We start from the raw sequence: 26,075 nt of genomic DNA on the forward strand, positions 1-26,075 counted from the left end.
TTTTTTAATTTTTGCAATTATTCTGAAAAAAGCTCACTTTATATGTTACGAAATCTGACATTTGCAATTCGAGTGATGGCTTTCTTGGGTAATGGCGATCAAAACGACGCATAAAAAGTCACATTATCCGTCAAAGGCTTAAAGCCATTCTTTTTATAAAAATCGGCAGCTGGCATCTTTTCTTCTGTATCTAATAGTATCGTGGGAATGCCTTTTTTGACCAACTCTTCTTTGATCATTTCTAAAAAAGCAGAGCCGAAACCTTTCCCTTGATGCTTGCCAGCAATTAAAAAGGTATCAATGACATATTCTTTTCCTTGGTACCACGGCTTAATAAAGCCTAACGAGTACCCTATTTTTTCATTGGTCAATGAGTCCGTTAGAAAATAGCCAATATAAGTATTTATCGCCATCATGGATGACACATATTCTGTAATTTGAGGAACGGTCAGTTGATCATTCCATGGCTCCGCTGAAAAGACTGCAATATACATTTCAACAGCTTCCTTTAAATCTTTTTCTGTTAGCTCACGCATGCTTAAGTTGGTTGTCATTTCGTTTCCCACTTCCTTTAACAATTCATTGTCAGTTCAATCGAATGACGAACCATCATTCATCGATTCGTTTTGCATACCCATTGCCATAACTGGTATAGCGGCGGGCTTGGTTGATTTTCATTTTTTTCTGAATCTCTCCGTCTAGATCAATCGATAAGATCTCCGCTAAACCGAGAAGGTAGATGGCTACATCTGCCAATTCTTCCCCCACATTTTGTTTTTTTCGATAAGCATCAAAAGCTTCAGCCACTTCACCATATAATGACAAAAATTCCTTTTCAATATTGGTGACATTAAATTGATGATCGATTTTGTTTTGATAGATCGCTTTTTGCATGTCTCGTATGTTCATCTTTTTCTCCTTTTTAAACTAGTATATCATGTCCTTTTGTGACGGTTTCACCCAATCATCCATGCCACTAAAAATGAAACTCATTATTCAAAAAAACCGATGCACAGGCATCGGTTAAGCGTCTAAGTGATAGGCATGATAGACCGTTTGTTTTTTTACTTGATTGCGTTTCGCCACTTCCTTGATAGCCTCCTTAGAAGACATCCCGGTCTCCATCAGAGCTGTTACTTGCTCTTTAAGGCTTCCGTCATAAACGATTTCGACAGAGTCCGTCGATCCCTCAACCAAAAGGCAGCACTCTCCTTTGACTGTATTTTCCCCTAGATAGTCCAACAGTTCCTTTAAAGAACCTCGCAAGTATTCCTCGTGGATTTTTGTCAACTCTCGACAGATGACTGCAGAACGTTCTGCACCAAAAACAGTAATCATATTTTCGATCGTCGCTGCCAAGCGGTAAGGTGATTCATAAAAGATCATCGTAGCCGGCTGGTTCGCCAGCTCAGCCAATGCTTCTTTTTGCTCTTTCTTTTTTCGAGGTAAGAAGCCATAAAAAAGATTGGGCTGCGGAGACAAACCAGAAGCGATCAAAGCAGTCAATCCTGCTGTAGGACCAGGCAAGGCAATCACTGGAATATCAGCTGCAATGCACGCTTTGACTAATTCATGACCAGGGTCACTGATCGATGGCATCCCTGCGTCACTACATTGTGCAATTATTTTTCCAGCTAGCAATTGATCGATGAGTTGCGGCACACGTTCCTTGAAATTGTGTTCATGCAAACTTCGTTGCGGTGTCGTTATTTCAAAATGGTTCAATAATTTCTGGGTATTCCTAGTATCTTCGCTGGCAATCAAATCGGCTTCCCCTAAAATTTTGACACAACGAACGGTCATGTCTTCCAAATTTCCGATTGGTGTAGGCACTAAATAAAGCGTTCCATTCGATTGTTTATAGCTTTGTTGTTTCTGCATACTTTCCCTACTTTCAAAAAAAGACCAGCCACCTGCGCTGGTCATTTCCTATTATCGTCCGCTTTCTCGATAGATCACTTCAAGACAAAAAGCACACGGTTCATCATGTTCTCTTCTAGATCCATATAAGTCATAACAAACATGGAATCCTTCTTCGTATATCTTTTCCAAATTCATTCGCGATTTGGACAATTCTTGTTTGACCGATTCTGCGGGCGCTTCGGCCACTTGATTCAATTCACGGATATGTTCCCGTAAACGTTGATTTTCTAATTCTAGCGTCGTATTTTTTTCAACGATTTCTTGCAAAGACTGTTTCATCTCTGCTAAGTTATTCAACGAATTTTGCAGTTCATTTTCTAACTGATTCAATCCATCATAAATCGATCGCTTGTCCATGCTCATTATGGTCACCTACTTATTTTGTCACTAGTTCTTCATATTCATAGTCTATGGGCGTTTGTCGATCGTACAAACGGACTTTGATAATGCGCTGCAATAAATCCAGACCGACTACTTTTCCTTTTCCATCCGGAGTCTCAACTTCTTTGCCGCGATCCGGTAATTCTCGTTTTGCTTGTTCATATTCATCATTCTCATACTTCAAACAGCACATCAAACGACCACACAACCCGGAAATTTTCGTCGGATTCAAAGACAGCCCTTGATCTTTGGCCATTTTGATCGAGACAGGGATAAAATCGCCTAAGAACGTCGAACAGCAGAGCTTGCGGCCGCATGGACCAATTCCGCCGATCGCCTTTGCTTCATCTCGTACACCGATTTGTCGCAACTCGATCCTTGTATGAAAATGACTCGCCAAATCTTTGACTAGTTCGCGGAAATCAACTCGACCATCCGCTGTAAAATAATACAGCATCTTTGACCGCTCAAATGTATATTCTGCCCTAACAAGTTTCATAGGTAAATTGTGCGCTCGAATCTTCTGCTTGCCAATGATCAGCGCTTCTTCAGCATCTTGACGATTTTTCTTTTCTTTCTCGATATCTTTAGGCGTGGCCTGTCTAATGATTGGCTTTATGTCATAAGGCAAATCTTGCGAATCGATCAACTGCTTAGGAATCGCGACGGTCGCCATAAACTTTGCTTCTTGTGATTCAACGATCACTCGTTCCCCCGACGTGTAATCTCGCTTCTCAGGCGCATAAAAATAGATTTGTCCCGCAGCGCGAAAGCGTACACCGACTACTTCTATCATAACATTGCTCCCCCTTTAGGGTACTGTTATGCCATAGATGATCTTCACTGAAAATTGTTCAGCAACGCCTTGAAAAGCTACATTCGCTTGCAGTTTCTTTTGGGCTTGCAAGGCAGCTTCGATGGCAAGATTGATCTCTTTTCCCCATAAGCCTTGTGCCAATAACTGGTCTCGTTCTTCCTGCAAATAAAATAACAGAATCGAAAAAATAACTCTCTGCTGTTCTTTTTCTTTTGCTAAAGCGAGCAGCTTTTTTTGAACGAAAATAAACGCTTGCGGATCTTTCTTCAAGAGATACTTCACCCATTGTGCAACAGCATCCTTAGTTTCATTAAACCATTCCTCTTGGGAGATTTCAACTGCTTTATGATAACTATTTGTCAAGTAACTCAAAAGACGGCTACTCTCTTGAGAAAGTCCTTCTTTTTGCAGCTTTGTCTGCAATTTTTCTTTCGCCAATGGTGAAAAATGAATGATTTGACAACGGGACTGGATCGTCGGCAAGATACGTCCAACACTTTCCGTTTCTAAAATCGCTAAGAAATTCCCTACAGGTTCTTCCAAAAATTTCAGTAAACTATTTGCTGCACTTGTATTCATTTTTTCTGATTGAGAAAGAATAAAGATTTTCAAGCGACTTTCGAAGCCGCTCTTAGAAAATTCTTCTTGCAATTGACGAATTTGATCCACTTTGATCGTCTGTCCATCTGGTTCCACCATGAGTACGTCCGGGTGCTCCCCTTGAGCGATCCGCAAACAATTACTGCAAGATCCGCAAGGTTCATCTGATTGAACATTCGTACAAAAGAGACGTTTCGCCAGCCACAAACTCATCTCATGTTTGCCCGTTCCTGCATCGCCTTCAAAAAGATAAGCATGGGCAATCCGCCCATGCTCGACACTTTTCTTCAGTTGGGCAAAAACCAGAGGTTGATATTCTTGTAAAAAAAGTTCCTCCATGGTCTGCTCCTTTTTAGTATTGATGGAAGCCATCGACTGGTAGAACAAAAACCGTTGCACCGCCAACTTCTACTTCCACTGGATAAGGTACTTGCCCATCAAGCGAGATGTCTAACGACATTGGTGTGGAAACATATTGTTTTCTAGACTGACAGGTTTTCTTGATCAGTTCCAATGCGTCTTGGACCCGCTCATCCTCAAGACCAATAATAAATGTACTGTTGCCGGCTTTTAAGAATCCGCCGGTAGATGAAAGTTTCGTAGCGCGAATGTTGGCATCGATGAATTCATTTGCTAATCGGTTGCTGTCTTTGTCTTGCACGATTGCCATAATCAATTTCATGAGATCATCTCCTTATTATTGTCGTCAGCGATCACATTGTTTTGAAGTAGGAAGGATATGCTTCAACGATTGCTGAAAAACTTGTCTCAACGACATCTTGTAATCCCATTCTAGCATCAACCTTATGGATGCGTACAGGATTTTCTTCTGCCAGCTTCAAATAAGCATGACGAACTCGTTGGTGAAATTCTAATCCTTCCGCGTCCAAGCGATCCAACTGATGAGCCCGATGCTCTTGAATCCTTCTTAAACCTGTATCCGAATCGACATCCAAATACAAGGTGAAGTCAGGCTCCGTGCCTTCGGTGGCAAATTCATTGATACGTGCAATCTCAGGAATACCGATCCGGCGCCCTGCCCCTTGATAAGCTAAAGAACTATCTACAAATCGATCACAGATCACGATTTTGCCTTCATTCAATGCTGGTAAAATCACTTGGATCAAATGTTGGCGTCTTGCAGCAGCATACAGCAATGCTTCAGTCCGTTCATCCATCTCAGAATTTTTGGGATCCAGTATGATCCGCCGAATTTTTTCTGCGATTTTTACACCGCCTGGTTCTCTCGTTTTGACAATGTCTCGTTTGGCTTCTAGCTGCAAACGAGGATATAGTTCTTCTAAAACACTGGTTTTGCCAGCGCCATCTGGTCCTTCAATGGTTATGAACAGTCCACTCACCCTTGTTGCCTCCAATTTCTTATAATTCACGTCTTCCTTCCACTGCTTTAAGCAATGTCACTTCGTCCGCATATTCAATATCGCTGCCGACAGATAAACCGTGAGCCAACCGCGTCACTTTGATCCCCGCTGGTTTGATCAGTCGGGAAAGATAGATCGCGGTAGCTTCGCCTTCTGTCGTGGCGTTCGTAGCAATGATCACTTCTTTCACTTGGTCATCATGCAGGCGCTGAATCAAAGGAGCAATATTGATATCTTCTGGTCCAGTACCTTCCATTGGAGACAGAACACCATGCAAAACATGATAGAGCCCATGGTACTCACGAACTTTTTCTAACGCCATGACATCCTTTGGTTCTTCTACTACTAAGATCGTGCCTTTATCTCGTGAAGGGTCACTGCAGATCTCACAGGGATCTCCTTCTGTAATGTTTCCGCAAATACTGCAAAAATGCAGATCACGTTTGACGCTCAACAGTGATTTAGCAAACTCATTGACGACTTCATCTTTCATATCGATCGTATAAAAAGCCAATCTAGTTGCTGTTTTTTGTCCGATACCTGGCAGCTTCATGTAGCTGTCGATTAATCGTGCGATCGGTTCTGGATACTGCACGCCACATTTCTCCTTTTATAAACCGGGGATTCCTTTAGTGTATTTACCCATAGTCCGTTCGGTTTCTTTTTCAATTTTAGTTAATCCATCATTTACTGCCAAGATCAGCATATCTTGTAACATGTCGACATCTTCCGGATCGACGATTGCTTGATCGATCGAAAGATCGCGTAATTTTTTATCACCTGTAAAAGTTGCCTTCACATAGCCATTTGTTGACTCGCCGATAAATTCTTTACTGTTTAGGGCTTCTTGTTCTTTTACCATCTCTTTTTGCATTTTTTGTACTTGCTTCATCATGCCTTGCATATTTCCCATGCCTCGCATCATTGTTCTTCACTCCAATTCTCTCAATTTTCTTCGATGCTCGCCAATTCACCAAAAAGCTCTTGGGCTTTGGTAACGACGACTTCATTTTCAGGTTCTTCCGTAGTTGGTTCTGGTTCAGCTTCCCCTTCATCTAATTCGCCTGTATTGAAGGTTTGTCCGCCAGCAATAAATTCTTGTCGTAAGATTGGCCAGCTTTCTTTCGTGATAAACACGGCTTGCGGTGCATAATCAGAAATCATTCGTGAAATTTGATTATGCAACGTCAGCTGCAAGTCTTGGTCATTAGCTGCCCGTTGACAGACAATCTCATAATCAAAGGCAATCACTACACCAGATGCACTGGCTGCTTTTGCTTCGCTCGCGTGGAGCATTGCTCGTTGTGTCACCGACAATGACATCAACAGATCATCCCAAATATTCCGCACATTTGCGAGATCTTTTTTTGTGGCTTCTTTCAAGACTTGAAAGACCCGTTCTTTCGGCACTCGGAAAGTGCTGCTATTTTTGGTCTTCTTGGCAGGTGGATTGACCGGTTCACTGCTGGCCGCCGATGGGTTTTCTTGTAGTTTTCGTACTTCTGACTGCAGCTTCTGAATTTCTTGACGAAGCTGCTGAACTTCTTGATTCGACACCGAAACTTCTCCTGAAGCTGGCAATCTCCTCTGATTTGCTAGTTTAACAACTGCTACTTCCAAATAAATGGTCGGATTATTGGTGAATCGCACCTCGTTTTGCGTCTCATTCAAAACAGTGATCCAATGGTAGATTTGATCTGCAGTAGCTGCCTGAGCTAAAGTTTTGAAGCCTGGTGTGATCTGCAGTGATTTTTCTTCTAATAATTGTGGTGCTTGCTGATATAAGAGCAAGTCACGACAATAGACCAGCAAGTTCTCCAACAACCGCCGTGCTTCTTTGCCCGAAGACAGCAGCTGGCGCAATGTCTCTAATGCATCTGGTACTGCTTGGTCTTCGCAAAATTGCATCAAACGGTCCATCATCTCATAAGACAAACTGCCGGTTACTTCTAATGCGTCTTGAGTCGTGACTTTGCCATCACTAAAGGCAATAGCTTGGTCAGCAATGCTTAACGCATCCCGCATCCCACCTTCTGCGGCTCGTGCGATCACTTGCAGCGCCTCTTCTTCATAGGCAATTTGACTGCCGTCTAAAACTGTCTTTAGATGATCAACGATATCTTGCGTATTGATTCGCTTAAAATCAAATCGTTGCGTTCGAGAAATGATCGTTGCAGGAATCTTGTGCGGCTCTGTCGTCGCCAAAATAAACACTACATTTTTTCGTGGTTCTTCTAACGTCTTCAGTAACGCGTTGAAGGCGCCGGTCGACAACATATGAACTTCATCCACGATATATACTTTATATTCAGCTTGTGTTGGTGCATAATTTGCACGGTCTCGGATAAAGCGGATCTCTTCGACCCCATTGTTGCTGGCTGCGTCGATTTCGATAACGTCTTCTTGCGTACCAGCTGTGATCGAACGGCACATCTCGCATTCATTGCAGGGCTCTCCATTGACTTGGTTTGGACAATTGATTGCTTTTGCAAAGATTTTGGCAGCACTCGTTTTTCCCGTTCCCCGAGGACCGGTAAATAAATAAGCATGCGAAATTTGATTTTGCTCGATCGCATTTTTCAAGGTTTGCGTAATTGCTTTTTGTCCAACGACATCCTCGAACCGTTGGGATCGCCATACACGGTACAATGCTTGATAGGCCATATTTTTCCTCACTCTTTTCAAAATTCGCTATTATCTATTATACGTAATATTTACAAAAAAAACTACCTTGAGTTGCCTATCTGCTGAAAAAGAAATGATTTTTTAAGGGAGCAATCTTTTAATAAAAATCCGCACATCCTAGAGAACGATACTTTGAAAAAAGTATTGCTTTATAGACGATTTTTTATTCAACTTTTGCCTACACTTCTACAACTTTGGTCTAATACATAGAAAATACGGAGCTATGGTATAATGAATGTACATTCATCCATTGGATGATGAAAATTTGTAAGGAGGACTGAAAATGGGTATTATCAAAGCTGCAACAAGCACGATTGGCGGAGGTCTTGCCGACCAATGGCTAGAGGTCTTCGAACCTGACAATATGGGCGACACGACAGTGATGACTAAAGGTGTGAAGGTACGGCGCAATGACAAACGCGGTTCGAACCGAAAAGGAACGGAGGATGTCATAACAGATGGCTCTGTAATCCACGTCTACCCTAATATGATGATGCTGCTGGTCGATGGTGGAAAAATCATTGATTATACAGCAGAGGAAGGCTACTATACCGTCAAAAATGACTTGGCTCCTTCCATGTTCAACGGTTCCTTAAAGGATGCCATCTCTGAAACGTTTAATCGCTTCAAATTTGGTGGCGTAACACCTCAAAAACAACAAGTTTTCTATATCAATTTGCAAGAAATCAAAGGAATCCGCTTCGGGACTTCTTCTCCATTAAATTATTTTGACAACTTTTATAATGCAGAATTATTCCTAAGAGCCCATGGAAATTACTCATTGCGAATTACTGATCCGATCTTATTCTACACCAACGCGATTCCAAAAAATAAAACACAAGTTGACATCAATGACATTAACGAACAATATTTAGCAGAGTTTCTGACTGCTTTACAGACAGCCATCAACAAAATGTCAGCGGATGGCGAGCGCATCTCCTATGTTCCATCAAAAAGTATGGAATTAAGCAAATACATGGGTGAGGTTTTAGACGACAGTTGGCGCGAACTGCGAGGAATGGAAATCGTTTCAGTCGCTGTTGCAAGCATCTCTTATACGGATGATTCAGTGAAACTGATCAACATGCGTAATCAAGGTGCCATGTTGGGTGACCCAAATGTTCGTGAAGGGTATGTTCAAGGTTCGATCGCACGTGGGATGGAATCCGCAGGTAGTAATGCTGCCGGTGCAACAACCGGATTTGTTGGTATGGGCATGGGGATGAACACAACTGGCGGTTACTTGAATCAAGCAGCTCAAAACAATCAGCAACAAATCCAGCAAAACCAAGAAAATCAGCAGAAACAAAACAATGGCGATAGTTGGGACTGCCCTCAGTGTGGAACAAGCAATACGGGTAAGTTCTGCAGCAATTGCGGTACAGCAAAACCTACAGGAACCCCAAGTTTACAAATGAAATGTTCAGAATGTAGTGAAATAATTGATTTAGCAAATGGAATCCCGAAATTCTGTCCCAACTGTGGCAAGCCATTTAAGGGAGTTCCTTTAGACTAAATGAAGGAGGAACTTAAATGGATGTCATTACGCATAAATGCCCCAACTGCGGCGGTGCGCTAACCTTTGATCCTGGTGATCAAAAATTCCACTGCCCCTTCTGTTTGAGTATTTTTACAGAAGCAGAAGTAACAGCCTTTGAACAAAAACAAAAAGAAGCCCAACTTGCAGATGGGACTGCGCCGGAAAATCAGCCGATCACTGATGATACGGAACCGGCGCTAAAAGAAGCTATCACAGAAAAAACCGAAGAAAAGGCGGCCCAAATGGACTTGTTCCTTTGTCCTAACTGCGGTGCAGAGATCGTCACTGATGCTACGACAGCAGCTACTTACTGTTATTTCTGCCACAATCCAGTCGTCCTTTCCGGCCGTCTTTCTGGAGAATTCTTACCTAACAAAGTTTTACCTTTTGCAATCGAAAAAGAAGAAGCAACCGCTAAATTTCTGGAATGGGCACAAAAAAAATGGTTCGTACCAAGAGACTTCTTCGATCAAGCGCAAGTTGAAAAATTGACCGGTGTTTATTTCCCTTACTGGAGGATCGATGCCGAACTAGATGGCCAACTATCTGGAACTGGAACTTCTTTAAGAATTTGGCGTGTCGGCGAGATCGAATATACAGAACACAAACAATTTGCTGTTTCCAGACGCGGAAAAATGCGTATCAATGAACTGATCAAAAACGCTTTATCCAAGAATGTCCAACAAAAAATGGTTACCGGGGTCCAGCCTTTCCCATTGGATAAGGCCGTTGACTTTCGCAGCCAGTATCTGGCAGGATTTCAAGCAGAAAAACGCGACATTGAGTATCAAGCACTTAAGAATGAAGTACAACAGGAACTTTCCGGTTATGCTGAAAACCTCCTAAGCAGTACCGTTAATGGGTACACTAGCTTCAATCGGACACAGCGGAACATTGAGATTACGAAAGAGACCAATCATTACGTACTGCTGCCGGTCTGGCTTGTCACCTATCGCGCTGATGATCCAAATAAGAACGTCTTTTATTATGCGATGAACGGCCAAACCGGTAAAGTCAGCGGTGTCTTGCCCATCAGTTACAAACGCTTAGGATTTACGAGTGCAGCGATTTTTGCTGTGATTGCGATTCTAGGGATGATTGGAGGATATTTCCTATGAGAAAATTTTCCTGTTTTTTCCTAATGGTTGCCGGATTTCTGCTGACGACGGTCACTGGCGTGGCAGCAGAAAACACTGTTTCCGACGACGCTGGGCTTTTTACTCCCTCTGAAATCCAGAGTTTAAGCGAACAAGCCGATCAGTTGAATGAAAAAATCAAAGGTGAAGTCTTTATCGCAACGACAAATAACGGCATTGATGATATTGAATACACCACCGACCGTTTTCTCGCGGATCGTATCGGGAATGATCAGAATGGCTCAGCATTGATGATCGATATGGGGAACCGTAATCTTCATGTGTCCACCTCAGGAAATATGCTCGATTATATCAACGACGCTCGTCTTGATGATATGTTGGATAATATTTATGATCAGATGACGGCGGGTAATTACTATCAAGCCGCCCGGGTCTACTTGGAGAATGCAGCCAGCTATGTAGAAGCGGGGGTTCCCGGCGGTCACTATCATGTGGATCGTGAGACAGGCAAGATCACTTATTATAAAGTGCTGACCCCTTTAGAAATCGGCATTAGCTTATTGGTAGCTGCAGTGATCAGTATTGCTTTTTTCATCATTGTCAAATCAAGATACCAATTAAAAATGGGTGGATACAAATACCCTTACAGAGAAAAATCCAGCATCAAATTGACTCAAAAAGAAGATCGTCTGGTCAACTCCTTCGTAACGACTCGCCGAATCCCACGTCCACCTAAAAATAATGGCGGCGGCGGTTTTGGCGGTGGCACCACTACTCATTCTTCCGGCGGCGGAACATTTGGCGGCGGCGGTCGCAGTTTTTAGTAAACGTTTCTTCTCCTCTGAAAACTGGATCGAAAACGGACTAAAAAAGATGATCTTCAGACGACTAGTTGGTCTGAGATCATCTTTTTTTAAATGATTTCTTTAAAAACAGAGAAATCGATATTCCCGCCTGAAACGATTGCGACTGTTCGTTTGCCTTTCAGCAAATGATCGATTTGTCCGCTTAGGATAGCAGCCGTACTCAGAGCACCTGCCCCTTCAGCAATCACTTTTTCTTTTAAAGCCAAATAATGGATAGCAGTTTCGATATCTTTCTCTTCAACTAAAACGGTTTCATCTATGCGCGAGCGCAACGTTTCATAAGTCAATTCTCCAGCCAAAGCCACATCGCACCCATCTGCCAATGTCTTACTGCTGCGATTGGCTATCAGTTCTTGTCGCCATATAGAGGAAATCATCCCATGCACTTGATAAGATTGAACACCAATAATATTAGTTTCCGAGCGTAATTGTTTGATTGCTAACGCAATGCCTGCGATCAAGCCGCCTCCACCGATCGGTACGATGACATTATCCACATTAGGCAAATCTTGTAAAATCTCTAACCCAATCGTTCCTTGCCCTTCCATTACCGCTCGATCATCAAAGGGGGAGACAAAGACCTCACCGCTACGTGACATCGCTTCCAAAGTAATTTGTTTTGTATCGTCGAATGTCTCTCCTGCTAAGATCACTTCAGCGCCATAATTTCTCGTTGCTTCTATTTTTGTCTTCGCTGCTTGAAGCGGCATAAAGATCCGTACATGTATCCCTAGCAGGGCGCCTGCTAGTGCAACACCTTGCGCATGATTACCTGCTGAACAAGCAATTACCCCTCTTTTTTTCTCTTCCTCTGTCAATGTTGCTAATTTGTTGTAGGCCCCTCGCGCCTTAAAGGATCCTGTACGCTGCAGATTCTCTAGTTTCAGATAAATTTCTCCTGTCTTTTCTGCGCTAAGAATATTGCTTGGTGCGGCAGGTGTATGGATCATGATTGGTGCCAGTCGCTGATAAGCATCCAGGACACCTTGGATTTCAGAAACCGCTTCTTTGATCACCGAAAGTCCTCCTAATCGATTTTTTTCTACCCTTATTGAAGCATATCTGTTCCGTAAATACAATCTAAAGTGCTCGACGTTCTGCCAAAATCCTTCCCCCTTTTTATCAACAACTGCAGAGCTCCAGATAGGCTTGAAAAAAATTCTGTGAATATAAAGCCTCTAGTAATAAGCTTTCATCATGATGTTAGAAATGAAAATCATTGCGATGAATTTTCAGAAAATAATGACTTGATGGGCGTTCCATGCTATACTAGGAAAAATTAAAAAAGGAAGTGACTCTATGCAAATCGATTGGGAAAATTTAGGGTTTTCGTATATTAAAACCCCTTGGCGCTTTGTCGCAAAATGGAAAAATGGCTCTTGGGAACAAGGAGCATTGACTGAAGATAATATTCTGCATATTCATGAAGGTTCTCCAGCATTGCATTACGGTCAACAATGCTTTGAAGGCTTGAAGGCGTATCGACGACCAGATGGCGGGATCAACTTGTTTCGTCCAGATGAGAATAGTAAACGATTGAATCGAAGCGCTCGTCGCTTGCGTATGCCGTTCGTTCCCGAAGAGATGTTCCTCGATGCGGTCAATCAAGTGGTCAAAGCAAACCAAGAATTTGTACCGCCTTACGGTACCGGGGCTACTCTATATTTACGGCCGCTATTGATTGGTGTAGGCGAGAATATCGGCGTTGCACCTGCGCCAGAATACTTGTTTATTATTTTTTGCATGCCGGTCGGATCATATTTCAAAGGCGAGCTGGCCCCAACGAACTTTATTGTTTCAGATTATGATCGTGCAGCACCAAATGGTACCGGCGCTGCAAAAGTAGGCGGAAATTATGCTGCCAGCTTATTACCAGGATACGAAGCCCATGAACGGAATTTTTCAGATTGCATTTATTTAGACCCTGAAACACATACAAAAATTGAGGAAGTGGGGTCCGCTAACTTCTTTGGGATCACGGCCGAAAATGAATTCGTGACACCAAAATCGCCATCAATTTTGCCAAGTATCACCAAATATTCTCTCCTTTATCTTGCAGAACATGCTTTAGGATTAATACCTGTCGAAGGAGATGTGTATGTGGATCAACTGGATCGCTTTGTTGAAGCAGGCGCTTGTGGAACCGCTGCGGTTATTTCACCTATTGGCGGAATCCAAAATGGAGAGTCTTTCCATGTGTTTTACAGTGAAACGGAGGTCGGTCCTAAAACTCGTGCGCTATACGATGAATTGACGGGTATCCAATTTGGTGAGCGCAAGGCTCCAGCTGGCTGGATTTTTGATGTTCCTCTTGATTAATCAATGAACTGATTGGGAGAATCAAAAAAATTTATAGAGCTCCCCTCTTTGCTCTCACGCCTGAAAGCACCCAAAACAATTAAAGAATGGCGCATCTTTTTTTCGTTTTGACAGGAGCCTTTTCTTAAAATAATTGCTCTCTCGTCAGTCAATTGTTACAATCAAAGGCAAGGGGGAATTATGATGGCAAAACGCTTAATTTTTTCATTGATTGCTACGGTCATCTATTTGGTCGTATCCAATATTGGGAATCTTTTTTTTGGGATCAGTCGTACCTTTAGTTGGACAACTACTTTATGGGAAGCATTATTCTTTTTTATCTTCATTTTTCTTGTTCAGCAATTTCGAAAAAAATAAACAAGCCTAAGTCAGTGGCGCTCAGCGCTAGTCTTAGGCTTGTTTTTTTATAAAAAGTCCTCGACGCCTCAACAAAAATACGGATCACTAATAGTAAGACAGCGTCATTTTCTCAAACTGAAATTAGAATCATAAACAAAAAAAGAGCTAGAACCCTTACTTAAAAGGAATTCTAGCTCAAAAAAATCAAAAATGATTATTTAACTGTTACTGAAGCGCCAACTTCTTCTAAAGCAGCTTTCAATGCTTCAGCTTCGTCTTTAGAGATGCCTTCTTTAACTGCTGAAGGAGCTCCGTCAACTACAGCTTTAGCTTCTTTCAAGCCTAAACCAGTTGCTTCACGAACTGCTTTGATAACTTTAACTTTTTGGTCGCCAGCTGCAGTCAATTCTACAGTGAATTCAGTTTGTTCTTCAGCAGCACCAGCGTCGCCAGCTCCACCAGCTACAGCTACAGGAGCAGCAGCAGATACGCCAAATTCTTCTTCGATAGCTTTAATTAAGTCGTTTAATTCTAAGATTGTCGCGCCTTTTAGCTCTTCGACAATGTTTTCAATGTTCAATGCCATTTTGTTTTCCTCCATTTAATTAGATAGTTTAGTTTATAGTGTGATTATGCGGCAATTAAGCTGCATCTTCTTCTTTTTCGGCCACTGCTTTGACAGCGTAAGCCACGTTGCGGATAGGTGCTTGTAGCACAGATAGCAACATTGAAAGAAGTCCTTCGCGGTTTGGCAATTTTGCCAATGCTGTGATTTCTTCCAAAGAAGAAACTTTGCCTTCGATGATACCGCCTTTGATTTCTAATGCTTTAGCCTCTTTAGCAAAATCGTTCATGATTTTTGCAGGTGCGACAACGTCTTCGTTACTGAACGCTACAGCAGTTGGACCAGTGAATACTTCACCAAGACCTTCTAGACCAGCTTGTTCAGCAGCACGTGAAAGGATAGAATTTTTGATAACTTTCATTTCAACGTTTGCGTCGCGTAATTGTTTACGTAGACGAGTTACTTCGTCAACAGTCAATCCACGGTAGTCAACGACTACTACAGATGCGGCTGCTTTGAATTTTTCACTCACTTCATCCACAATTGCGGCTTTTTTAGCGATAGCTGCTTCACTCATTTTAAATTTCACCTCCTGATTTTGATGGAAGAGTTTCAAGAAAACATTTCTGTCTTCATTTGTCTTTATCAAGAGATAAAAACAAAAAAACTCTATGCCACCGTAGACATAGAGGGACTATTGAAGTTTCTCAATAAACGTCCTCGGTAGGAAATTAAGACTGACGTCACCTACTGTCTTCGGTACAGTTAAACTTTTAACCTTGACTACCTTACCATAGATAAGGCAGCCAAGTCAACAAAAGTTTTGTTTTTTATTCAAATTAGAAAGAAGCTTGATCTACATGGATACCAGGTCCGAAAGTTGTCGTTACAGAAATGTTTTTCATGTATTGACCTTTCGCTGCAGATGGTTTAGCTTTTACTAAAGTTTCGTGGATTGTTTTGAAGTTTTCAACTAATTTGTCATCTTCAAATGAAACTTTACCGATTGGTACATGAACGTTACCAGCTTTGTCAACACGGTAAGTCACTTTACCAGCTTTTACTTCGTTAACAGCTTTTGTTACGTCCATTGTAACTGTACCAGTTTTAGGGTTTGGCATTAAACCTTTAGGACCTAAAACACGACCAAGTTTACCGACAGTTGCCATCATATCTGGTGTTGCAACAACAACATCAAAATCGAACCATCCGCCTTGGATTTTTTGAACCATGTCGTCGTCTCCAACGAAATCAGCACCAGCTGCTTCTGCTTCTTTGGCTTTTTCACCTTTCGCAAAAACTAACACTGTTTGTGTTTTACCAGTACCATTTGGTAGTACGACCGCACCACGGATTTGTTGGTCCGCTTTTTTAGGATCGACATTTAGTTTGTAAGCAACTTCAACCGTTGCGTCGAATTTTGCAATATTTGTTTCTTTTGCCAAAGCTACTGCTTCTTCAACTGAATAAGCTTTTGCAGCGTCAACTTTTTTCAATGCTTCTTGCATTTTTTTGCTTTTTTTAGCCATTTTGTTTCCTCCTTGATGTGGTTATAACGGTAGAACCTCCCACGTGTCCCATATTTTTCAATATAGAGCCGACTGAGAAGCTACTTCCTTAGGGTCTGTAAAAATTATTCTACAGTGATCCCCATGCTTCGTGCAGTTCCTTCAACCATGCGCATAGCTGCTTCAACGTCAGCTGCGTTTAGGTCTTCCATTTTCAATTCAGCGATTTCTTTTACTTGATCGCGTGAAACTTTTGCAACTTTGTTTTTGTTTGGTTCGCCTGAACCTTTTTCAACGTTTGCTGCTTTTTTCAACAATACTGCTGCTGGTGGTGTTTTTGTAACGAATGTGAATGAACGGTCTTCGTATACAGAGATCACTACTGGAATGATCAAGCCTGCTTGATCAGCTGTACGTGCATTGAATTCTTTTGTGAATCCCATGATATTGATACCCGCTTGACCTAGTGCAGGACCTACTGGCGGAGCTGGTGTTGCTTTACCTGCAGGAATTTGCAATTTAACGATTTTTTCTACTTTTTTTGCCACGAGACATACCTCCTTGAGTCCGTGATGTGGTTAATTGGAGATCCATATTTCTCCTCCCACTTTAGTGAATCATGTGCGCACACAAAAAACGTGTGAATAATGCACACTGAGATATTATAGCATCTCAAAAGAAATTTGCAAGAACTCTTGGCGAATTTTTTTGCTTTTTATGGAGAAAATCGGTAAAACAAAAAAAAGATTAAAAAAATCCCATACAGTTCCACTCATTGCTCTATTTCTCCATATTTTATGCTAAACTACATCTGGATTTCTCCCATCAATTAAATGAGGTGAATAGAATGGAACCTTTAAAATACCGAAGTGTCTTTGATATTATTGGACCAATTATGGTTGGACCCAGCAGTTCCCATACCGCAGGTGCTGCTCGAATTGGCAAAATCGTGCGCCACATCTTTGGCGAACAGCCTGACAGTGTCGATATCCTTTTGTATGAGTCCTTCGCGAAAACTTATCGCGGCCACGGAACAGATATTGCACTTGTCGGCGGTTTGTTAGGAATGGAGCCCGATGATCAGCGCCTTGCTGACTCATTAAAGTTAGCCTATGAGCAAGGTCTAGAAGTACTCTTTGTTCCGAAAAACGAAAAAGCCGAACATCCGAATATGGTCAAAATGATTTTAAAAAAAGGTGACCGCAAAATGTCCGTTACCGGCATTTCAATCGGCGGTGGGAATATACAAATTTCTGAATTGAATGGTTTTAAAATCTCATTGACTTTAGGTACCCCTACCTATGTCATCGTTCATCAAGATGTTCCCGGAATGGTCGCACGTGTCACGAATCTACTTTCTGAGGCACAAATCAATATTGGTACGATGACTGTTACCCGAGAGTCCAAAGGAGAAAAAGCCATTATGATCATTGAAGTGGATGAACGAAATGATCAATTGGCACAACAAATCAAAGCACTGCCCCACGTTTATAGTGCGGCTTATTTCGATTAAAGGAGGATTCGTCATGTTTTATACGATTGAAGATCTTGTTCTTCAAAGCAAAAATTATGCATCGATTGCAGAGATGATGATTGCGGTCGAATGCGAAAACTCAGGGCGCACTCGCGAGCAAGTCATTGCACTAATGGACAAAAACCTGACGGTCATGGAACAATCCGTTGCCGAGGGCGTTGCTGGAGTGACCTCTGTGACGGGATTAACCGGTGGCGATGCCACACGAATGAATGATTATATACAGGCTGGTGATTTTCTAAGTGGTGAGACGATCTTGCAAGCCGTTCAAAATGCCATTGCTGTCAATGAAGTCAATGCCAAAATGGGATTGATTTGTGCCACTCCTACAGCTGGGAGTGCCGGTGTTGTCTCTGGTGTGCTGATGGCTGTTCGCGATCGTTTGCAGCTGTCTCGTTCTCAACAAATCGATTTCCTCTTTACTGCCGGAGCCTTCGGACTAGTCATTGCGAACAATGCTTCGATATCCGGAGCAGAAGGCGGTTGTCAAGCAGAGGTTGGTTCTGCCAGTGCCATGGCAGCAGCAGCCCTCGTCTGTGCTAAGGGTGGGAGCGGACATCAAGCTGCTCAAGCAGTAGCCATTACACTAAAGAATATGATGGGATTGATTTGTGATCCTGTCGCTGGGTTAGTCGAAGTTCCTTGCGTGAAGCGAAATGCTCTCGGTTCCTCACAAGCATTTATTTCTGCTGATATGGCTTTAGCAGGAATCGAAAGTGTGATTCCTCCGGATGAAGTCGTCCACGCGATGTACCAAGTAGGACGGCAAATGCCAAGTATTTTTAAAGAAACAGCCGAGGGCGGGTTGGCCACAACGCCTACAGCACAACGTCTACAAGCGCAAATTTTAGATGCCGCTGAACACTAAAAGATGTAAGAGTCTCAATAAATAACATATCCGAATGATCATTAGATAGCTCCCGCGGCTCTGCAGGTCCTCGTTACCTATGCACGAGAAGAATAAGCGATCTCCGATCATTCGGATATTTTTGTCTATTTGCTACTACTAAAAAAAACAGATAGAACTTATATCAAAGTTATTCTTACAGCCTTTTGACGACTATCAGTTATTTCTCCCATAAAAAAGCAGCAATATCTTCATCTACTTCTTGATTTTCATGCAGCTGACTATGCTGTGCCTGTGATCCTTTAATGATTTTTTCAGTCACAGAATAGCCATTCGCTGCCAATAAGTGGTTGATCGCCAAGGCACTTGTGGTCGGCACAGTGCCGTCCGATAGCTCTTCATCAGATAATTGCCCAGCAATCAGCTCAATCGGGAGTCGATGCCCCCCTTGCTTCAATAGTCCTTGAAATTCCTGGTAGCGTGGAGAAGCCTCCGTTGGTCCGTTTGTCACTAAATCAGTGATAGTCTGCCGTGAACTCGTATCAATAAATTCATTGAAAGGCGCCCCGATCGCTATAAATTTAGCTACTTTTGGCAATGCGGGATCCAGTGCTTCAGCCCCAGCTGCACTCAGCTCTCCAAATGTTGTGAGATAGCGAAAACCACTAACTCCCCCCATGGAATGTCCGACTAAATTTACTTGCTCTATTCCTTCCTTTTTCAGATAAAGCAACGCTTGTCGGATCCATTCTGCTTGATTCCATTCATTATTTTGATTGTCAGCGAACAAGACCTGAATGGTTGGATTTACAGCTTTTTTAGAAAGCACTCCTTCCGTTGAAACTGTCCCATCTGGTGAAATTGTTAGAACCATTTCATTGCTCACCCAATCTTTTTGGGCAAAACGCTGTATCATCCCTCCAAATGATGCGGGACCTCCTTGATAACCATGAATAAAGAGTGTTGGCGTGGTCGTTTTCTGAACGGGTTCGGTGGTTGATGTTTCTGCCGAAGCAGTCGTTGTCTCCGTTGGCTTCTGTGTACTTTTTTGTGCTGAAACATTTGAGTGAGTTGCTGCTTGACAGCCGCTAAGCAAAACAACCAGACATAGAAATAGCCATTTTTTCATTTACAGTCCCTCCAAATCGGGTCTAGTATAATCCCTTTTGAAACAAGAAACAAGCAATAGCTAATGTTTACTCTTTATTCAAGAACACTTCATTCTTTACTCGTTGCTTGGTAGGTTACCTTTTCTTTGCCTCCGGACTGTTTCTTCCGTTTAAAAATCGAGGTGTCCGCGATTTGTGAAAAAAAATCGAGCAATGGAATGATCATCATCGCAACGAGCCCTCCGGAAAAGCCATTATTGTACAGATTCAATCCACCATGAAGCACATCGATATTCAAAACCATCGACGTATGAATGAATCCCACGATCATCCCTCCTTTCCACCCGTAAGCATTAGTCACCGCACAGAGCATCATTGCAAAAATAGCCGCTGTAACGGTTACTGTTTCAGTCATTGCGTAGATATTCATTGTATTTGCTAATAGCACACCGGCAAATAAGGGCAGCGCGTTAAAGACATGGGCACCACAAGCAGAAAAACCAATGACACAAAACATCGCACCTGCAATGGGACCATTGAGGTTGACACCTAGCATACTCACATAACTCATTAACAGCAATCCCATTAACCCCATATTAATCATCGTATTATAAACGCCACTTTCACGTAAAATATCGTATTCGATTTTGCCGCTATGAGACCATATTGCCCGCATGTTCAACCGCTTGCGTTTAACAGCCATTGCTAACCCATAGCCAATCATTAATAAAGACAGCGACACCATCATAATAACCAGTGGAAGATTGGAGCCTTTAGAAACGATTGCTCGCAATTCGATATCAAAACCAAACATTCGGCAAATTCCTGCGACCATCGTACACAACATGCCAGAAGTAAAGCCGGCACTATAGATACTGACTTTTTTAAATAATGCTTGAAAATGCAGTGCTAAAGGAACCATGATCAATCCAGTCAAAACACCGATCAAATAACCGATGAAGCTACCGAAATAAGCGGGAAGTGAGTCATTGAATGCAAAAAAACTAACGATGGGTGAAACGGAGGAACCGTACAAAGCAATGAGAAGATATTTTTTGAGGGGTTGATTCATTAAATAGGAGTAGAGACGAACACCTAAGAAGATTGGAATAAAATTGAACAGATTTTTGCCAAACAAACCATACCCCGTAACCATAAAGACGGCTGATATCATTCCTCCAGTAACCGGAACTCGGTAATGGTAACAGACCGCGATCGCAACAAAAGTCATGATCGACGCATTGAACAGTGCGCCACCTACAGAAGTCAGCGCAACGTAATCCGTTACTAAATGGCTTTCCGAGAACATGATTGTAAGCATTTCACGAAACACTTTTTGAGGTTCCATAAAGATCACGGCAGAAAGCAGCAAAAACAAATTAAAAGCAAACAACAAACTATAACCATTATGTACGGAAATCACACCTCTTTTTTCCAAATGTTGGTCAAAAAAATGGCGTTGACAAATCGATGCGAGAATTTTCTTCATAGGACCCCCTTTTTATAAAACGCTTTCTTTTCGTGAGATAAAAACAGCGGGCCAATAACGGTCCGCTATCACCAATTTTCAATTTTATTTTACCTTATTTTGACAAAAAACACTACAGTTTTATACTTAGATTTTATCTACTTGTTCAAAATCCAATTCTGTACTTGTTTCTCGACCAAACATATCAATATTGACTTTTAATTTTTGTTTTTCTTCGTCGATCTCAGCGACTTGTCCTTCTAATCCAGAGAATGCACCTTCGATGATTTTAACTGTTTCACCAATCTCCACTTCCAATTCAACTGTTCGAGTGCTCATACCGATTGAACGTAAGATAGAGTTGATTTCTTCTTGTAAAAGCGGAGCTGGTTTGCTTCCTGCTCCATGAGAGCCGACAAACCCAGTCACTCCTGGTGTATTACGAACAACATACCATGATTGATCCGTCATGACCATTTCGACGAGGACATAACCTGGAAAAGTTTTGTGAACGATCTCTTTCTTTTTCCCATTCTTTTCTTCCGTTTCGACTTCTTCTGGTACGACAACACGAAAGATGTAATCGCCCATCCCCATGCTTTGCGCCCGTGATTCCAAGTTCGCTTTCACCTTGTTTTCATAGCCGGAGTAAGTATGCAAGACATACCAATTTTTTTCAAAAGATTCCATTGTATTCGGTCTCCCTATCTTTTTGTAAAATAAAAAAACCTCAGTTGCACCGAAGTTTTTCCTCGAATCAATTATACCACGATTTGTTTTACTTGACTAGTTGCTGATAATCCAGCAGCATTTATTTCAAAATCAAATCAAAAACAGTTTGAATCAGCGTATCCATCACAAAAAACATCACTGCAAAAATAATTGTCGTTTGGATCACAACAAAAGTATCTCTGCGTAATTGCTTTCTTGATGGCCAAGAAACATTTTTCATTTCAGCAAAAACATTTTTCATAAAGTTCATCAAGATTCCTCCTTACTTCGTTTCACGATGTAGCGTGTATTGATTGCAGTATTTGCAAAATTTTTTAATTTCAAGGCGATCGCCTTTTTTTCCTTCACTGACTGATTTCGAATAGTTGCGGGATCCGCAGACAGAACAAGCCAAAGCTGCTTTTTTTGTTGCCATTTCTGATGTCCTCCCCCTTTATACAAAGTTTTCCAAAGTTAAAAATACCATTTTTCAGTGAAAGTGTCAATTTTAGATTTTGACACGCAAAAATATAGTTTCCGCTGATTTTATGGTATTATAGAGATGTGAATTGGGTATTTGGGAGGGAATTGTTATGTTACTAAAAACAATGGTTTACAAAAAACGCGACTTAACTACGATCAAAGAAACAGCTACTTTAGAAGAAGCCTTGGAAATTTTAGAAGATTCTGGCTATCGCTGTGTACCGATCTTAGATGAATCCGGCAAAATCTTCCGGGGAAACATCTATAAAATGCACATCTATCGTCACAAATCGAATGGTGGAGATATGACATTACCAGTGACACACCTGCTTAAAAACGCGACAAAATTTATTTATGTCAATTCTTCATTTTTTAAAGTCTTTTTCACGATCAAAGAGTTGCCATACATTGCCGTATTAGATGAAAACAATGAGTTCTATGGGATTTTGACCCACAGTTCATTATTGAATATGCTGTCTCAATCTTGGAATGTCGAACAAGGAAGCTACGTGCTGACTATCGCATCAACTGGCACACAAGGCGATTTAGCGATCATTTCAAAAATCATCGCGAAATACAGCAGTATTGCCAGCTGTATCACATTGGACATCGGCAAGGATGAATTTATTCGTCGGACATTGATTACTTTACCGGCGAATACGTCAAAAGAGCTGTGCGATAAGATCATTTATCAGTTAGAGGCAAAAAACTTCAAAGTTGTTGAAATTGAAGATTTGAATGCAGAATAACAAAAAAGATCATCTCTACCAAAACCTACGGTAGAGATGATCTTTTTTTATTTGTTTTTTGGGAACCATCAAAGCAAAAAACAAATGATTGATTAAAATCGCTTATCGAAGCGAACACCTGTATTCACGATATACATTATAGGCGCTGTGATTGTCATGATAATCAACTCACTTAGCGCTGTTGTACCAAAGGTCGCCCAAAATGGTAATGCGAGAGTCAGATGCAGCATGATTGCAATCAAGAACATGCTCAACGAGAAGAAAATCGTATTAAGCGCTAAACGGACAAAGACATTCGGAACTTTCTTCTGCAATAGCGCCGTTGCTGACAATGCAAGCAAGGTTTGGCCTCCACCAAAGACGACGTCCAAAATTCCCATACCAAAAAATAAATTGTACAATACAACTCCGCCAAAAACACCCCACATCAGTTTTCTGTTAAAGACTACCAGATGATTCAGCCCTTCTGAGACACGAAATTGAATGGCACCAGAAGCCACTGGGGCGACTAAGACTGTCACTGCAACATACAGTGCCATGATCAAACCGTTCGCGACGACAACTCGCAACCGCTGGTTTGATAAAGTGGATGATTTATCCATTTGATCCCTTCTTTCTCCGAGTTTTGATTACGCGGGATGGTTGATGAACCGCGATGCGTTACGCACAAATAATTATTATACAGAAGATTACTGATTTATCAAGCTTACATTATTGATTTGGTTCTTATTGATTTCCATTGTCCAATTAAATTGGAGAATTCATGTGGATGTTTTGTGGATGAAAGTCTAAAAACCTATTTTCCCCCAAGCTGTTCTTCAGTAACAAGGTCGTACAATCTCCTTCTAAAGCAACCCACTTGTCAAATAGCAAAGTGTTAAAATCAACAAAAAAAGAAAGAGGAACGATCTATCTATCAGCGAGGCTAAAAAAGATACCGGAAATGACTAGAATATTTTAAATACATAACCATTAAAACGGTGGTTCTGCTTTGAATAGGAATCTTCCAGCAAAACAGGCCAAAGACGAGCATTGAGTATTTATTTGCTCGCAATTCATTCTGTTCTTCCTCTCCTACTAATTCTCATTGTCCTCCTTACAATTTTGTTTGCTTATTCTCAGCCTTTAGATTGATTTATTTCATTATTCATAGATGTAATCTATTCCTCGAAAGGAATGATTTTATATGAAAAAACTATTATCTTTTACTGTAGTAACCCTTCTTCTGATGGGTGGAGGCTGGTTCTGGTATGAGCAATCTTATGGAACGACAGATTACTACACTAAGATAACTTCGAAAGGGGAACGCGTTTCGATTGGTAGAGGTAGCGGGAGAGAACACTTTAGATACAAGTACAACTTAGCTAGCTATACATCAGACAATAATGAAAAAGATGTGTCTTTTAATTCCTATGGAGACAAGCCGCTAAAAGAGAATGCATACCTTGTATTACATGTAAATAATCATAAAGGAGTAATGGGATGGGAAGAAGTCTCGCCTAATGATGTTCCATCAGCTATATTGAATAAACTTGGATAAAGAACTCAAAGAGACGGACATCCGTCTCTTTATTCGTCAAACCAACTTCATGTAAACTTGATGTCTGCGAATCGTTCAATTGTTCATTTTCCTCTAAGTACCTGTTTGCTTATGAGGGGAATCGTACACCTTCATTGTTCATCGACTTAATGGCTAATAAGTTCAAAAGTGCTATCTTTTGATATCTTTAAATTTATCTAAAGATAGTGACAAAGACCATGTAAGCGGTTGCTTCTATCCGTTTTCGTGCTATACTATAAGTGTAAGGAGCAAGGATTCCCAGTAAAGCAGACGATGAAGGATCTGCAAGAAAAGAATTGTTGTCAACTTAGAAAAACAGACAAAGGATGTGGGAATTTGAGTTACTCCTTACTAATTGAATAGGATTCGGCGAATGTGAGCAATACGGATGTGATCATAGTGGACATAAGAACCTTAGATCACAAAAACAACAGCGAAAATAGTAGCTTGTTGTTACGTACCTTTCGTCGAATCTATTTTTTTGTCAAAAAATAGTTAAGCATCACTAGCCAAACTTGTCAGCAATCGTGCTATAATAAACAGCATTGATTTTAGATTAGATGGAGCATTTATTGTATGAAATATTATTATCATTTTGTTGTTAACCCTGAAGCAGGCAGTGGACGTGGCCTAAAAGTAGCCAAAAAAATTGAAGCAATCGTCAAGAAGCGGCGTTTTCCCCATCAGTTCTACTATACAGAATATGCTGGGCAAGAACAGGAACTTACTACTTCTTTACTGGCACAAGTATTGTTGCCATGGGATGACATCTATCGAGAAAATTCAGAAATGCTTTACCCCTTACTGGTGGTGATCGGTGGCGATGGCACCTTACATCAAGTAGTTTCCTCCCTTCAAGAATCAGAAAAAAATATTCCACTAGGCTACATTCCGGCAGGATCAGGGAATGACTTTGCCAGAGGAATGCGTTTACCTAAAGAACCAGAGCAAGTATTTTGGAAAATCGCTGGGACCGCTACTCCTCAATCGGTTACGATCATCAAGTATCATGATCAAATCCAAGATGAAACTGGGTTCGCAATCAACAATATCGGTATTGGATTAGATGCATCGATCGTTTACGCAGCAAATCATTCTGCTGCGAAATCAAACTTAAACAAGTTCAATTTAGGTTCATTTGCCTACTTGTCTGCAGTAGTGAATGTCTTGTTCCGGCAAAAAGGATTTCCCATCCTGGTAGAAACCAATGGGAAACAATTGAATTTTACAAAGGCTTTCTTGTGCACAACGACAAATCACCCCTACTTCGGTGGCGGTGTGGCGATCGCACCTACAGCAAACCTCAACGAAGATAAGATCGATTTCGTTCTCGTTGAGCGAGTCGCTTTGTTCAAAATTTTTTGGCTTTTAGCCTTACTAACCCGCAAGAAACAAATGAGATCTCGCTACTTCCATCATTTATCTACGAATAAGCTCCGAATCGTCTCCACAGTACCACAGCATGGTCAAGAAGACGGCGAAGAAATGGGTAAGCGGCCATTTGATATCACCATAACCACTACCAAACAATTGATATGGAGTTAGAATAGTGAGAGAAGAAAAATGATGCAGCTGTTGTGTCAGCGGCATC

The 26,075-nt window shown here is 41.5% G+C and carries 32 protein-coding genes and 1 other annotated feature; of the genes, 10 read left to right on the forward strand and 22 right to left on the reverse strand.

What is annotated here, in order from left to right; all coding sequences use genetic code 11:
• Positions 1–98: 98 nt before the first annotated feature.
• The 11 genes from ACTFWY_RS00810 to dnaX form a co-directional block, all read right to left on the reverse strand.
• Positions 99–554, reverse strand: a complete 456-nt coding sequence (locus tag ACTFWY_RS00810; RefSeq protein ID WP_311810684.1) for a GNAT family N-acetyltransferase — start codon at positions 552–554, stop codon at positions 99–101.
• Between the two features lie 55 nt (positions 555–609).
• Positions 610–909 carry a MazG-like family protein gene (locus ACTFWY_RS00815; RefSeq protein ID WP_003127098.1) on the reverse strand — a complete coding sequence of 100 codons (300 nt, stop codon included), beginning with the start codon at positions 907–909 and terminating at the stop codon, positions 610–612.
• 114 nt (positions 910–1,023) lie between these two features.
• Positions 1,024–1,881, reverse strand: coding sequence for a 16S rRNA (cytidine(1402)-2'-O)-methyltransferase (rsmI, locus tag ACTFWY_RS00820; protein ID WP_003127097.1), 858 nt, complete (start codon positions 1,879–1,881; stop codon positions 1,024–1,026).
• A 51-nt stretch (positions 1,882–1,932) separates the two neighbouring features.
• On the reverse strand, positions 1,933–2,280 hold the full coding sequence (locus ACTFWY_RS00825) for a DNA replication initiation control protein YabA (RefSeq protein ID WP_003127096.1): 348 nt from the start codon (positions 2,278–2,280) through the stop codon (positions 1,933–1,935).
• Between the two features lie 19 nt (positions 2,281–2,299).
• Entirely contained in the window at positions 2,300–3,100 is an 801-nt protein-coding gene (locus ACTFWY_RS00830; RefSeq protein WP_003127095.1) for a PSP1 domain-containing protein, read from the reverse strand.
• A 15-nt stretch (positions 3,101–3,115) separates the two neighbouring features.
• A complete protein-coding gene (holB, locus tag ACTFWY_RS00835; protein ID WP_103300018.1) occupies positions 3,116–4,060 on the reverse strand; it encodes a DNA polymerase III subunit delta' in 945 nt (314 codons plus the stop codon).
• Between the two features lie 13 nt (positions 4,061–4,073).
• A complete protein-coding gene (locus ACTFWY_RS00840; protein WP_003127092.1) occupies positions 4,074–4,403 on the reverse strand; it encodes a cyclic-di-AMP receptor in 330 nt (109 codons plus the stop codon).
• Positions 4,404–4,434: 31 nt separating this feature from the next.
• Positions 4,435–5,082 carry a dTMP kinase gene (gene tmk, locus ACTFWY_RS00845; RefSeq protein WP_003127091.1) on the reverse strand — a complete coding sequence of 216 codons (648 nt, stop codon included), beginning with the start codon at positions 5,080–5,082 and terminating at the stop codon, positions 4,435–4,437.
• Positions 5,083–5,101: 19 nt separating this feature from the next.
• Positions 5,102–5,698, reverse strand: a complete 597-nt coding sequence (gene recR, locus ACTFWY_RS00850; RefSeq protein WP_003127090.1) for a recombination mediator RecR — start codon at positions 5,696–5,698, stop codon at positions 5,102–5,104.
• Between the two features lie 15 nt (positions 5,699–5,713).
• Complete coding sequence (locus ACTFWY_RS00855; RefSeq protein ID WP_003127089.1) at positions 5,714–6,028, reverse strand: YbaB/EbfC family nucleoid-associated protein; 315 nt, start codon at positions 6,026–6,028, stop codon at positions 5,714–5,716.
• Positions 6,029–6,048: 20 nt separating this feature from the next.
• A complete protein-coding gene (dnaX, locus tag ACTFWY_RS00860) occupies positions 6,049–7,767 on the reverse strand; it encodes a DNA polymerase III subunit gamma/tau (RefSeq protein WP_005472384.1) in 1,719 nt (572 codons plus the stop codon).
• A 304-nt stretch (positions 7,768–8,071) separates the two neighbouring features.
• On the opposite strand from dnaX, the gene ACTFWY_RS00865 reads away from it, so the two are divergent.
• From ACTFWY_RS00865 to ACTFWY_RS00875, 3 genes are read left to right on the forward strand one after another with little or no spacing between them, the layout of a single operon-like run.
• Complete coding sequence (locus tag ACTFWY_RS00865) at positions 8,072–9,304, forward strand: SPFH domain-containing protein (protein ID WP_005472382.1); 1,233 nt, start codon at positions 8,072–8,074, stop codon at positions 9,302–9,304.
• Between the two features lie 17 nt (positions 9,305–9,321).
• Complete coding sequence (locus tag ACTFWY_RS00870; protein ID WP_113849864.1) at positions 9,322–10,446, forward strand: TFIIB-type zinc ribbon-containing protein; 1,125 nt, start codon at positions 9,322–9,324, stop codon at positions 10,444–10,446.
• The gene (locus ACTFWY_RS00875; protein WP_171917706.1) at positions 10,443–11,249 is read left to right on the forward strand and encodes a TPM domain-containing protein; all 807 of its coding nucleotides are present in this window, start codon (positions 10,443–10,445) and stop codon (positions 11,247–11,249) included. The genes ACTFWY_RS00870 and ACTFWY_RS00875 overlap by 4 nt, the downstream gene beginning before the upstream one ends.
• A gap of 89 nt (positions 11,250–11,338) precedes the next feature.
• On the opposite strand, the gene ACTFWY_RS00880 is transcribed toward ACTFWY_RS00875, so the two are convergent.
• Positions 11,339–12,307, reverse strand: a complete 969-nt coding sequence (locus tag ACTFWY_RS00880; protein ID WP_138371772.1) for a pyridoxal-phosphate dependent enzyme — start codon at positions 12,305–12,307, stop codon at positions 11,339–11,341.
• A gap of 283 nt (positions 12,308–12,590) precedes the next feature.
• On the opposite strand from ACTFWY_RS00880, the gene ACTFWY_RS00885 reads away from it, so the two are divergent.
• Together ACTFWY_RS00885 and ACTFWY_RS00890 are read left to right on the forward strand one after the other, a co-directional pair.
• A complete protein-coding gene (locus tag ACTFWY_RS00885) occupies positions 12,591–13,610 on the forward strand; it encodes a branched-chain amino acid aminotransferase (RefSeq protein WP_195957664.1) in 1,020 nt (339 codons plus the stop codon).
• 183 nt (positions 13,611–13,793) lie between these two features.
• Entirely contained in the window at positions 13,794–13,967 is a 174-nt protein-coding gene (locus ACTFWY_RS00890; protein ID WP_005472376.1) for a hypothetical protein, read from the forward strand.
• Between the two features lie 196 nt (positions 13,968–14,163).
• Here ACTFWY_RS00890 and rplL read toward each other — a convergent pair whose 3' ends face one another.
• The 4 genes from rplL to rplK form a co-directional block, all read right to left on the reverse strand.
• The gene (gene rplL / locus ACTFWY_RS00895; protein ID WP_003127081.1) at positions 14,164–14,535 is read right to left on the reverse strand and encodes a 50S ribosomal protein L7/L12; all 372 of its coding nucleotides are present in this window, start codon (positions 14,533–14,535) and stop codon (positions 14,164–14,166) included.
• A 55-nt stretch (positions 14,536–14,590) separates the two neighbouring features.
• Positions 14,591–15,091 (reverse strand): 50S ribosomal protein L10, encoded by a 501-nt coding sequence (gene rplJ, locus ACTFWY_RS00900; protein WP_003127079.1) that lies wholly within the window; start codon positions 15,089–15,091, stop codon positions 14,591–14,593.
• 74 nt (positions 15,092–15,165) lie between these two features.
• Positions 15,166–15,292, reverse strand: a sequence feature (ribosomal protein L10 leader region).
• Positions 15,293–15,353: 61 nt separating this feature from the next.
• Positions 15,354–16,043, reverse strand: coding sequence for a 50S ribosomal protein L1 (gene rplA, locus ACTFWY_RS00905; RefSeq protein WP_003127078.1), 690 nt, complete (start codon positions 16,041–16,043; stop codon positions 15,354–15,356).
• A gap of 104 nt (positions 16,044–16,147) precedes the next feature.
• Complete coding sequence (gene rplK, locus ACTFWY_RS00910) at positions 16,148–16,570, reverse strand: 50S ribosomal protein L11 (protein ID WP_003127077.1); 423 nt, start codon at positions 16,568–16,570, stop codon at positions 16,148–16,150.
• Positions 16,571–16,869: 299 nt separating this feature from the next.
• Between rplK and sdaAB the strand changes: the two genes are divergently transcribed.
• Both sdaAB and sdaAA read left to right on the forward strand, forming a co-directional pair.
• Positions 16,870–17,535: an L-serine ammonia-lyase, iron-sulfur-dependent subunit beta gene (gene sdaAB, locus ACTFWY_RS00915; RefSeq protein WP_003127076.1), complete on the forward strand. Its 666-nt coding sequence runs from the start codon at positions 16,870–16,872 to the stop codon at positions 17,533–17,535.
• 13 nt (positions 17,536–17,548) lie between these two features.
• Positions 17,549–18,424 (forward strand): L-serine ammonia-lyase, iron-sulfur-dependent, subunit alpha, encoded by an 876-nt coding sequence (gene sdaAA / locus ACTFWY_RS00920; protein ID WP_003127075.1) that lies wholly within the window; start codon positions 17,549–17,551, stop codon positions 18,422–18,424.
• 199 nt (positions 18,425–18,623) lie between these two features.
• On the opposite strand, the gene ACTFWY_RS00925 is transcribed toward sdaAA, so the two are convergent.
• The 5 genes from ACTFWY_RS00925 to rpmG all read right to left on the reverse strand — a co-directional run bounded on the left by ACTFWY_RS00925 (position 18,624) and on the right by rpmG (position 22,127).
• The gene (locus tag ACTFWY_RS00925) at positions 18,624–19,532 is read right to left on the reverse strand and encodes an alpha/beta hydrolase (RefSeq protein ID WP_005472371.1); all 909 of its coding nucleotides are present in this window, start codon (positions 19,530–19,532) and stop codon (positions 18,624–18,626) included.
• A gap of 89 nt (positions 19,533–19,621) precedes the next feature.
• Positions 19,622–21,001, reverse strand: coding sequence for a DUF1576 domain-containing protein (locus tag ACTFWY_RS00930; RefSeq protein ID WP_086269247.1), 1,380 nt, complete (start codon positions 20,999–21,001; stop codon positions 19,622–19,624).
• A 126-nt stretch (positions 21,002–21,127) separates the two neighbouring features.
• Positions 21,128–21,670 (reverse strand): transcription termination/antitermination protein NusG, encoded by a 543-nt coding sequence (nusG, locus tag ACTFWY_RS00935; RefSeq protein WP_003127071.1) that lies wholly within the window; start codon positions 21,668–21,670, stop codon positions 21,128–21,130.
• Positions 21,671–21,791: 121 nt separating this feature from the next.
• Complete coding sequence (gene secE, locus ACTFWY_RS00940; protein ID WP_003127070.1) at positions 21,792–21,962, reverse strand: preprotein translocase subunit SecE; 171 nt, start codon at positions 21,960–21,962, stop codon at positions 21,792–21,794.
• 12 nt (positions 21,963–21,974) lie between these two features.
• Positions 21,975–22,127: a 50S ribosomal protein L33 gene (rpmG, locus tag ACTFWY_RS00945; protein WP_311810686.1), complete on the reverse strand. Its 153-nt coding sequence runs from the start codon at positions 22,125–22,127 to the stop codon at positions 21,975–21,977.
• A gap of 157 nt (positions 22,128–22,284) precedes the next feature.
• On the opposite strand from rpmG, the gene cbpA reads away from it, so the two are divergent.
• Positions 22,285–22,923 carry a cyclic di-AMP binding protein CbpA gene (gene cbpA, locus ACTFWY_RS00950; protein WP_003127068.1) on the forward strand — a complete coding sequence of 213 codons (639 nt, stop codon included), beginning with the start codon at positions 22,285–22,287 and terminating at the stop codon, positions 22,921–22,923.
• A 92-nt stretch (positions 22,924–23,015) separates the two neighbouring features.
• Here cbpA and ACTFWY_RS00955 read toward each other — a convergent pair whose 3' ends face one another.
• Entirely contained in the window at positions 23,016–23,525 is a 510-nt protein-coding gene (locus ACTFWY_RS00955) for a QueT transporter family protein (RefSeq protein ID WP_103300006.1), read from the reverse strand.
• A 584-nt stretch (positions 23,526–24,109) separates the two neighbouring features.
• Between ACTFWY_RS00955 and ACTFWY_RS00960 the strand changes: the two genes are divergently transcribed.
• Positions 24,110–24,463: a YxeA family protein gene (locus ACTFWY_RS00960; RefSeq protein WP_103299946.1), complete on the forward strand. Its 354-nt coding sequence runs from the start codon at positions 24,110–24,112 to the stop codon at positions 24,461–24,463.
• 597 nt (positions 24,464–25,060) lie between these two features.
• Positions 25,061–26,029 carry a diacylglycerol/lipid kinase family protein gene (locus tag ACTFWY_RS00965; RefSeq protein WP_003127064.1) on the forward strand — a complete coding sequence of 323 codons (969 nt, stop codon included), beginning with the start codon at positions 25,061–25,063 and terminating at the stop codon, positions 26,027–26,029.
• The last annotated feature ends 46 nt before the right edge of the window (positions 26,030–26,075 follow it).

The organism is Enterococcus sp. 125944 (genome assembly GCF_051909435.1).
GTDB classification, from domain to species: domain Bacteria; phylum Bacillota; class Bacilli; order Lactobacillales; family Enterococcaceae; genus Enterococcus_D; species Enterococcus_D gallinarum.

Bases quoted from the DNA above. Each gene is read 5' to 3' on its own strand.
- ACTFWY_RS00810 (WP_311810684.1), bottom strand. From the start codon at position 554: ATGACAACCAACTTAAGCATGCGTGAGCTAACAGAAAAAGATTTAAAG.
- ACTFWY_RS00815 (WP_003127098.1), bottom strand. From the start codon at position 909: ATGAACATACGAGACATGCAAAAAGCGATCTATCAAAACAAAATCGAT.
- rsmI (WP_003127097.1), bottom strand. From the start codon at position 1,881: ATGCAGAAACAACAAAGCTATAAACAATCGAATGGAACGCTTTATTTA.
- ACTFWY_RS00825 (WP_003127096.1), bottom strand. From the start codon at position 2,280: ATGGACAAGCGATCGATTTATGATGGATTGAATCAGTTAGAAAATGAA.
- ACTFWY_RS00830 (WP_003127095.1), bottom strand. From the start codon at position 3,100: ATGATAGAAGTAGTCGGTGTACGCTTTCGCGCTGCGGGACAAATCTAT.
- holB (WP_103300018.1), bottom strand. From the start codon at position 4,060: ATGGAGGAACTTTTTTTACAAGAATATCAACCTCTGGTTTTTGCCCAA.
- ACTFWY_RS00840 (WP_003127092.1), bottom strand. From the start codon at position 4,403: ATGAAATTGATTATGGCAATCGTGCAAGACAAAGACAGCAACCGATTA.
- ACTFWY_RS00855 (WP_003127089.1), bottom strand. From the start codon at position 6,028: ATGATGCGAGGCATGGGAAATATGCAAGGCATGATGAAGCAAGTACAA.
- dnaX (WP_005472384.1), bottom strand. From the start codon at position 7,767: ATGGCCTATCAAGCATTGTACCGTGTATGGCGATCCCAACGGTTCGAG.
- ACTFWY_RS00865 (WP_005472382.1), top strand. From the start codon at position 8,072: ATGGGTATTATCAAAGCTGCAACAAGCACGATTGGCGGAGGTCTTGCC.
- ACTFWY_RS00870 (WP_113849864.1), top strand. From the start codon at position 9,322: ATGGATGTCATTACGCATAAATGCCCCAACTGCGGCGGTGCGCTAACC.
- ACTFWY_RS00875 (WP_171917706.1), top strand. From the start codon at position 10,443: ATGAGAAAATTTTCCTGTTTTTTCCTAATGGTTGCCGGATTTCTGCTG.
- ACTFWY_RS00885 (WP_195957664.1), top strand. From the start codon at position 12,591: ATGCAAATCGATTGGGAAAATTTAGGGTTTTCGTATATTAAAACCCCT.
- ACTFWY_RS00890 (WP_005472376.1), top strand. From the start codon at position 13,794: ATGGCAAAACGCTTAATTTTTTCATTGATTGCTACGGTCATCTATTTG.
- rplL (WP_003127081.1), bottom strand. From the start codon at position 14,535: ATGGCATTGAACATTGAAAACATTGTCGAAGAGCTAAAAGGCGCGACA.
- rplJ (WP_003127079.1), bottom strand. From the start codon at position 15,091: ATGAGTGAAGCAGCTATCGCTAAAAAAGCCGCAATTGTGGATGAAGTG.
- rplA (WP_003127078.1), bottom strand. From the start codon at position 16,043: ATGGCTAAAAAAAGCAAAAAAATGCAAGAAGCATTGAAAAAAGTTGAC.
- sdaAB (WP_003127076.1), top strand. From the start codon at position 16,870: ATGGAACCTTTAAAATACCGAAGTGTCTTTGATATTATTGGACCAATT.
- sdaAA (WP_003127075.1), top strand. From the start codon at position 17,549: ATGTTTTATACGATTGAAGATCTTGTTCTTCAAAGCAAAAATTATGCA.
- ACTFWY_RS00925 (WP_005472371.1), bottom strand. From the start codon at position 19,532: ATGAAAAAATGGCTATTTCTATGTCTGGTTGTTTTGCTTAGCGGCTGT.
- ACTFWY_RS00930 (WP_086269247.1), bottom strand. From the start codon at position 21,001: ATGAAGAAAATTCTCGCATCGATTTGTCAACGCCATTTTTTTGACCAA.
- nusG (WP_003127071.1), bottom strand. From the start codon at position 21,670: ATGGAATCTTTTGAAAAAAATTGGTATGTCTTGCATACTTACTCCGGC.
- secE (WP_003127070.1), bottom strand. From the start codon at position 21,962: ATGAACTTTATGAAAAATGTTTTTGCTGAAATGAAAAATGTTTCTTGG.
- rpmG (WP_311810686.1), bottom strand. From the start codon at position 22,127: ATGGCAACAAAAAAAGCAGCTTTGGCTTGTTCTGTCTGCGGATCCCGC.
- cbpA (WP_003127068.1), top strand. From the start codon at position 22,285: ATGTTACTAAAAACAATGGTTTACAAAAAACGCGACTTAACTACGATC.
- ACTFWY_RS00955 (WP_103300006.1), bottom strand. From the start codon at position 23,525: ATGGATAAATCATCCACTTTATCAAACCAGCGGTTGCGAGTTGTCGTC.
- ACTFWY_RS00960 (WP_103299946.1), top strand. From the start codon at position 24,110: ATGAAAAAACTATTATCTTTTACTGTAGTAACCCTTCTTCTGATGGGT.
- ACTFWY_RS00965 (WP_003127064.1), top strand. From the start codon at position 25,061: ATGAAATATTATTATCATTTTGTTGTTAACCCTGAAGCAGGCAGTGGA.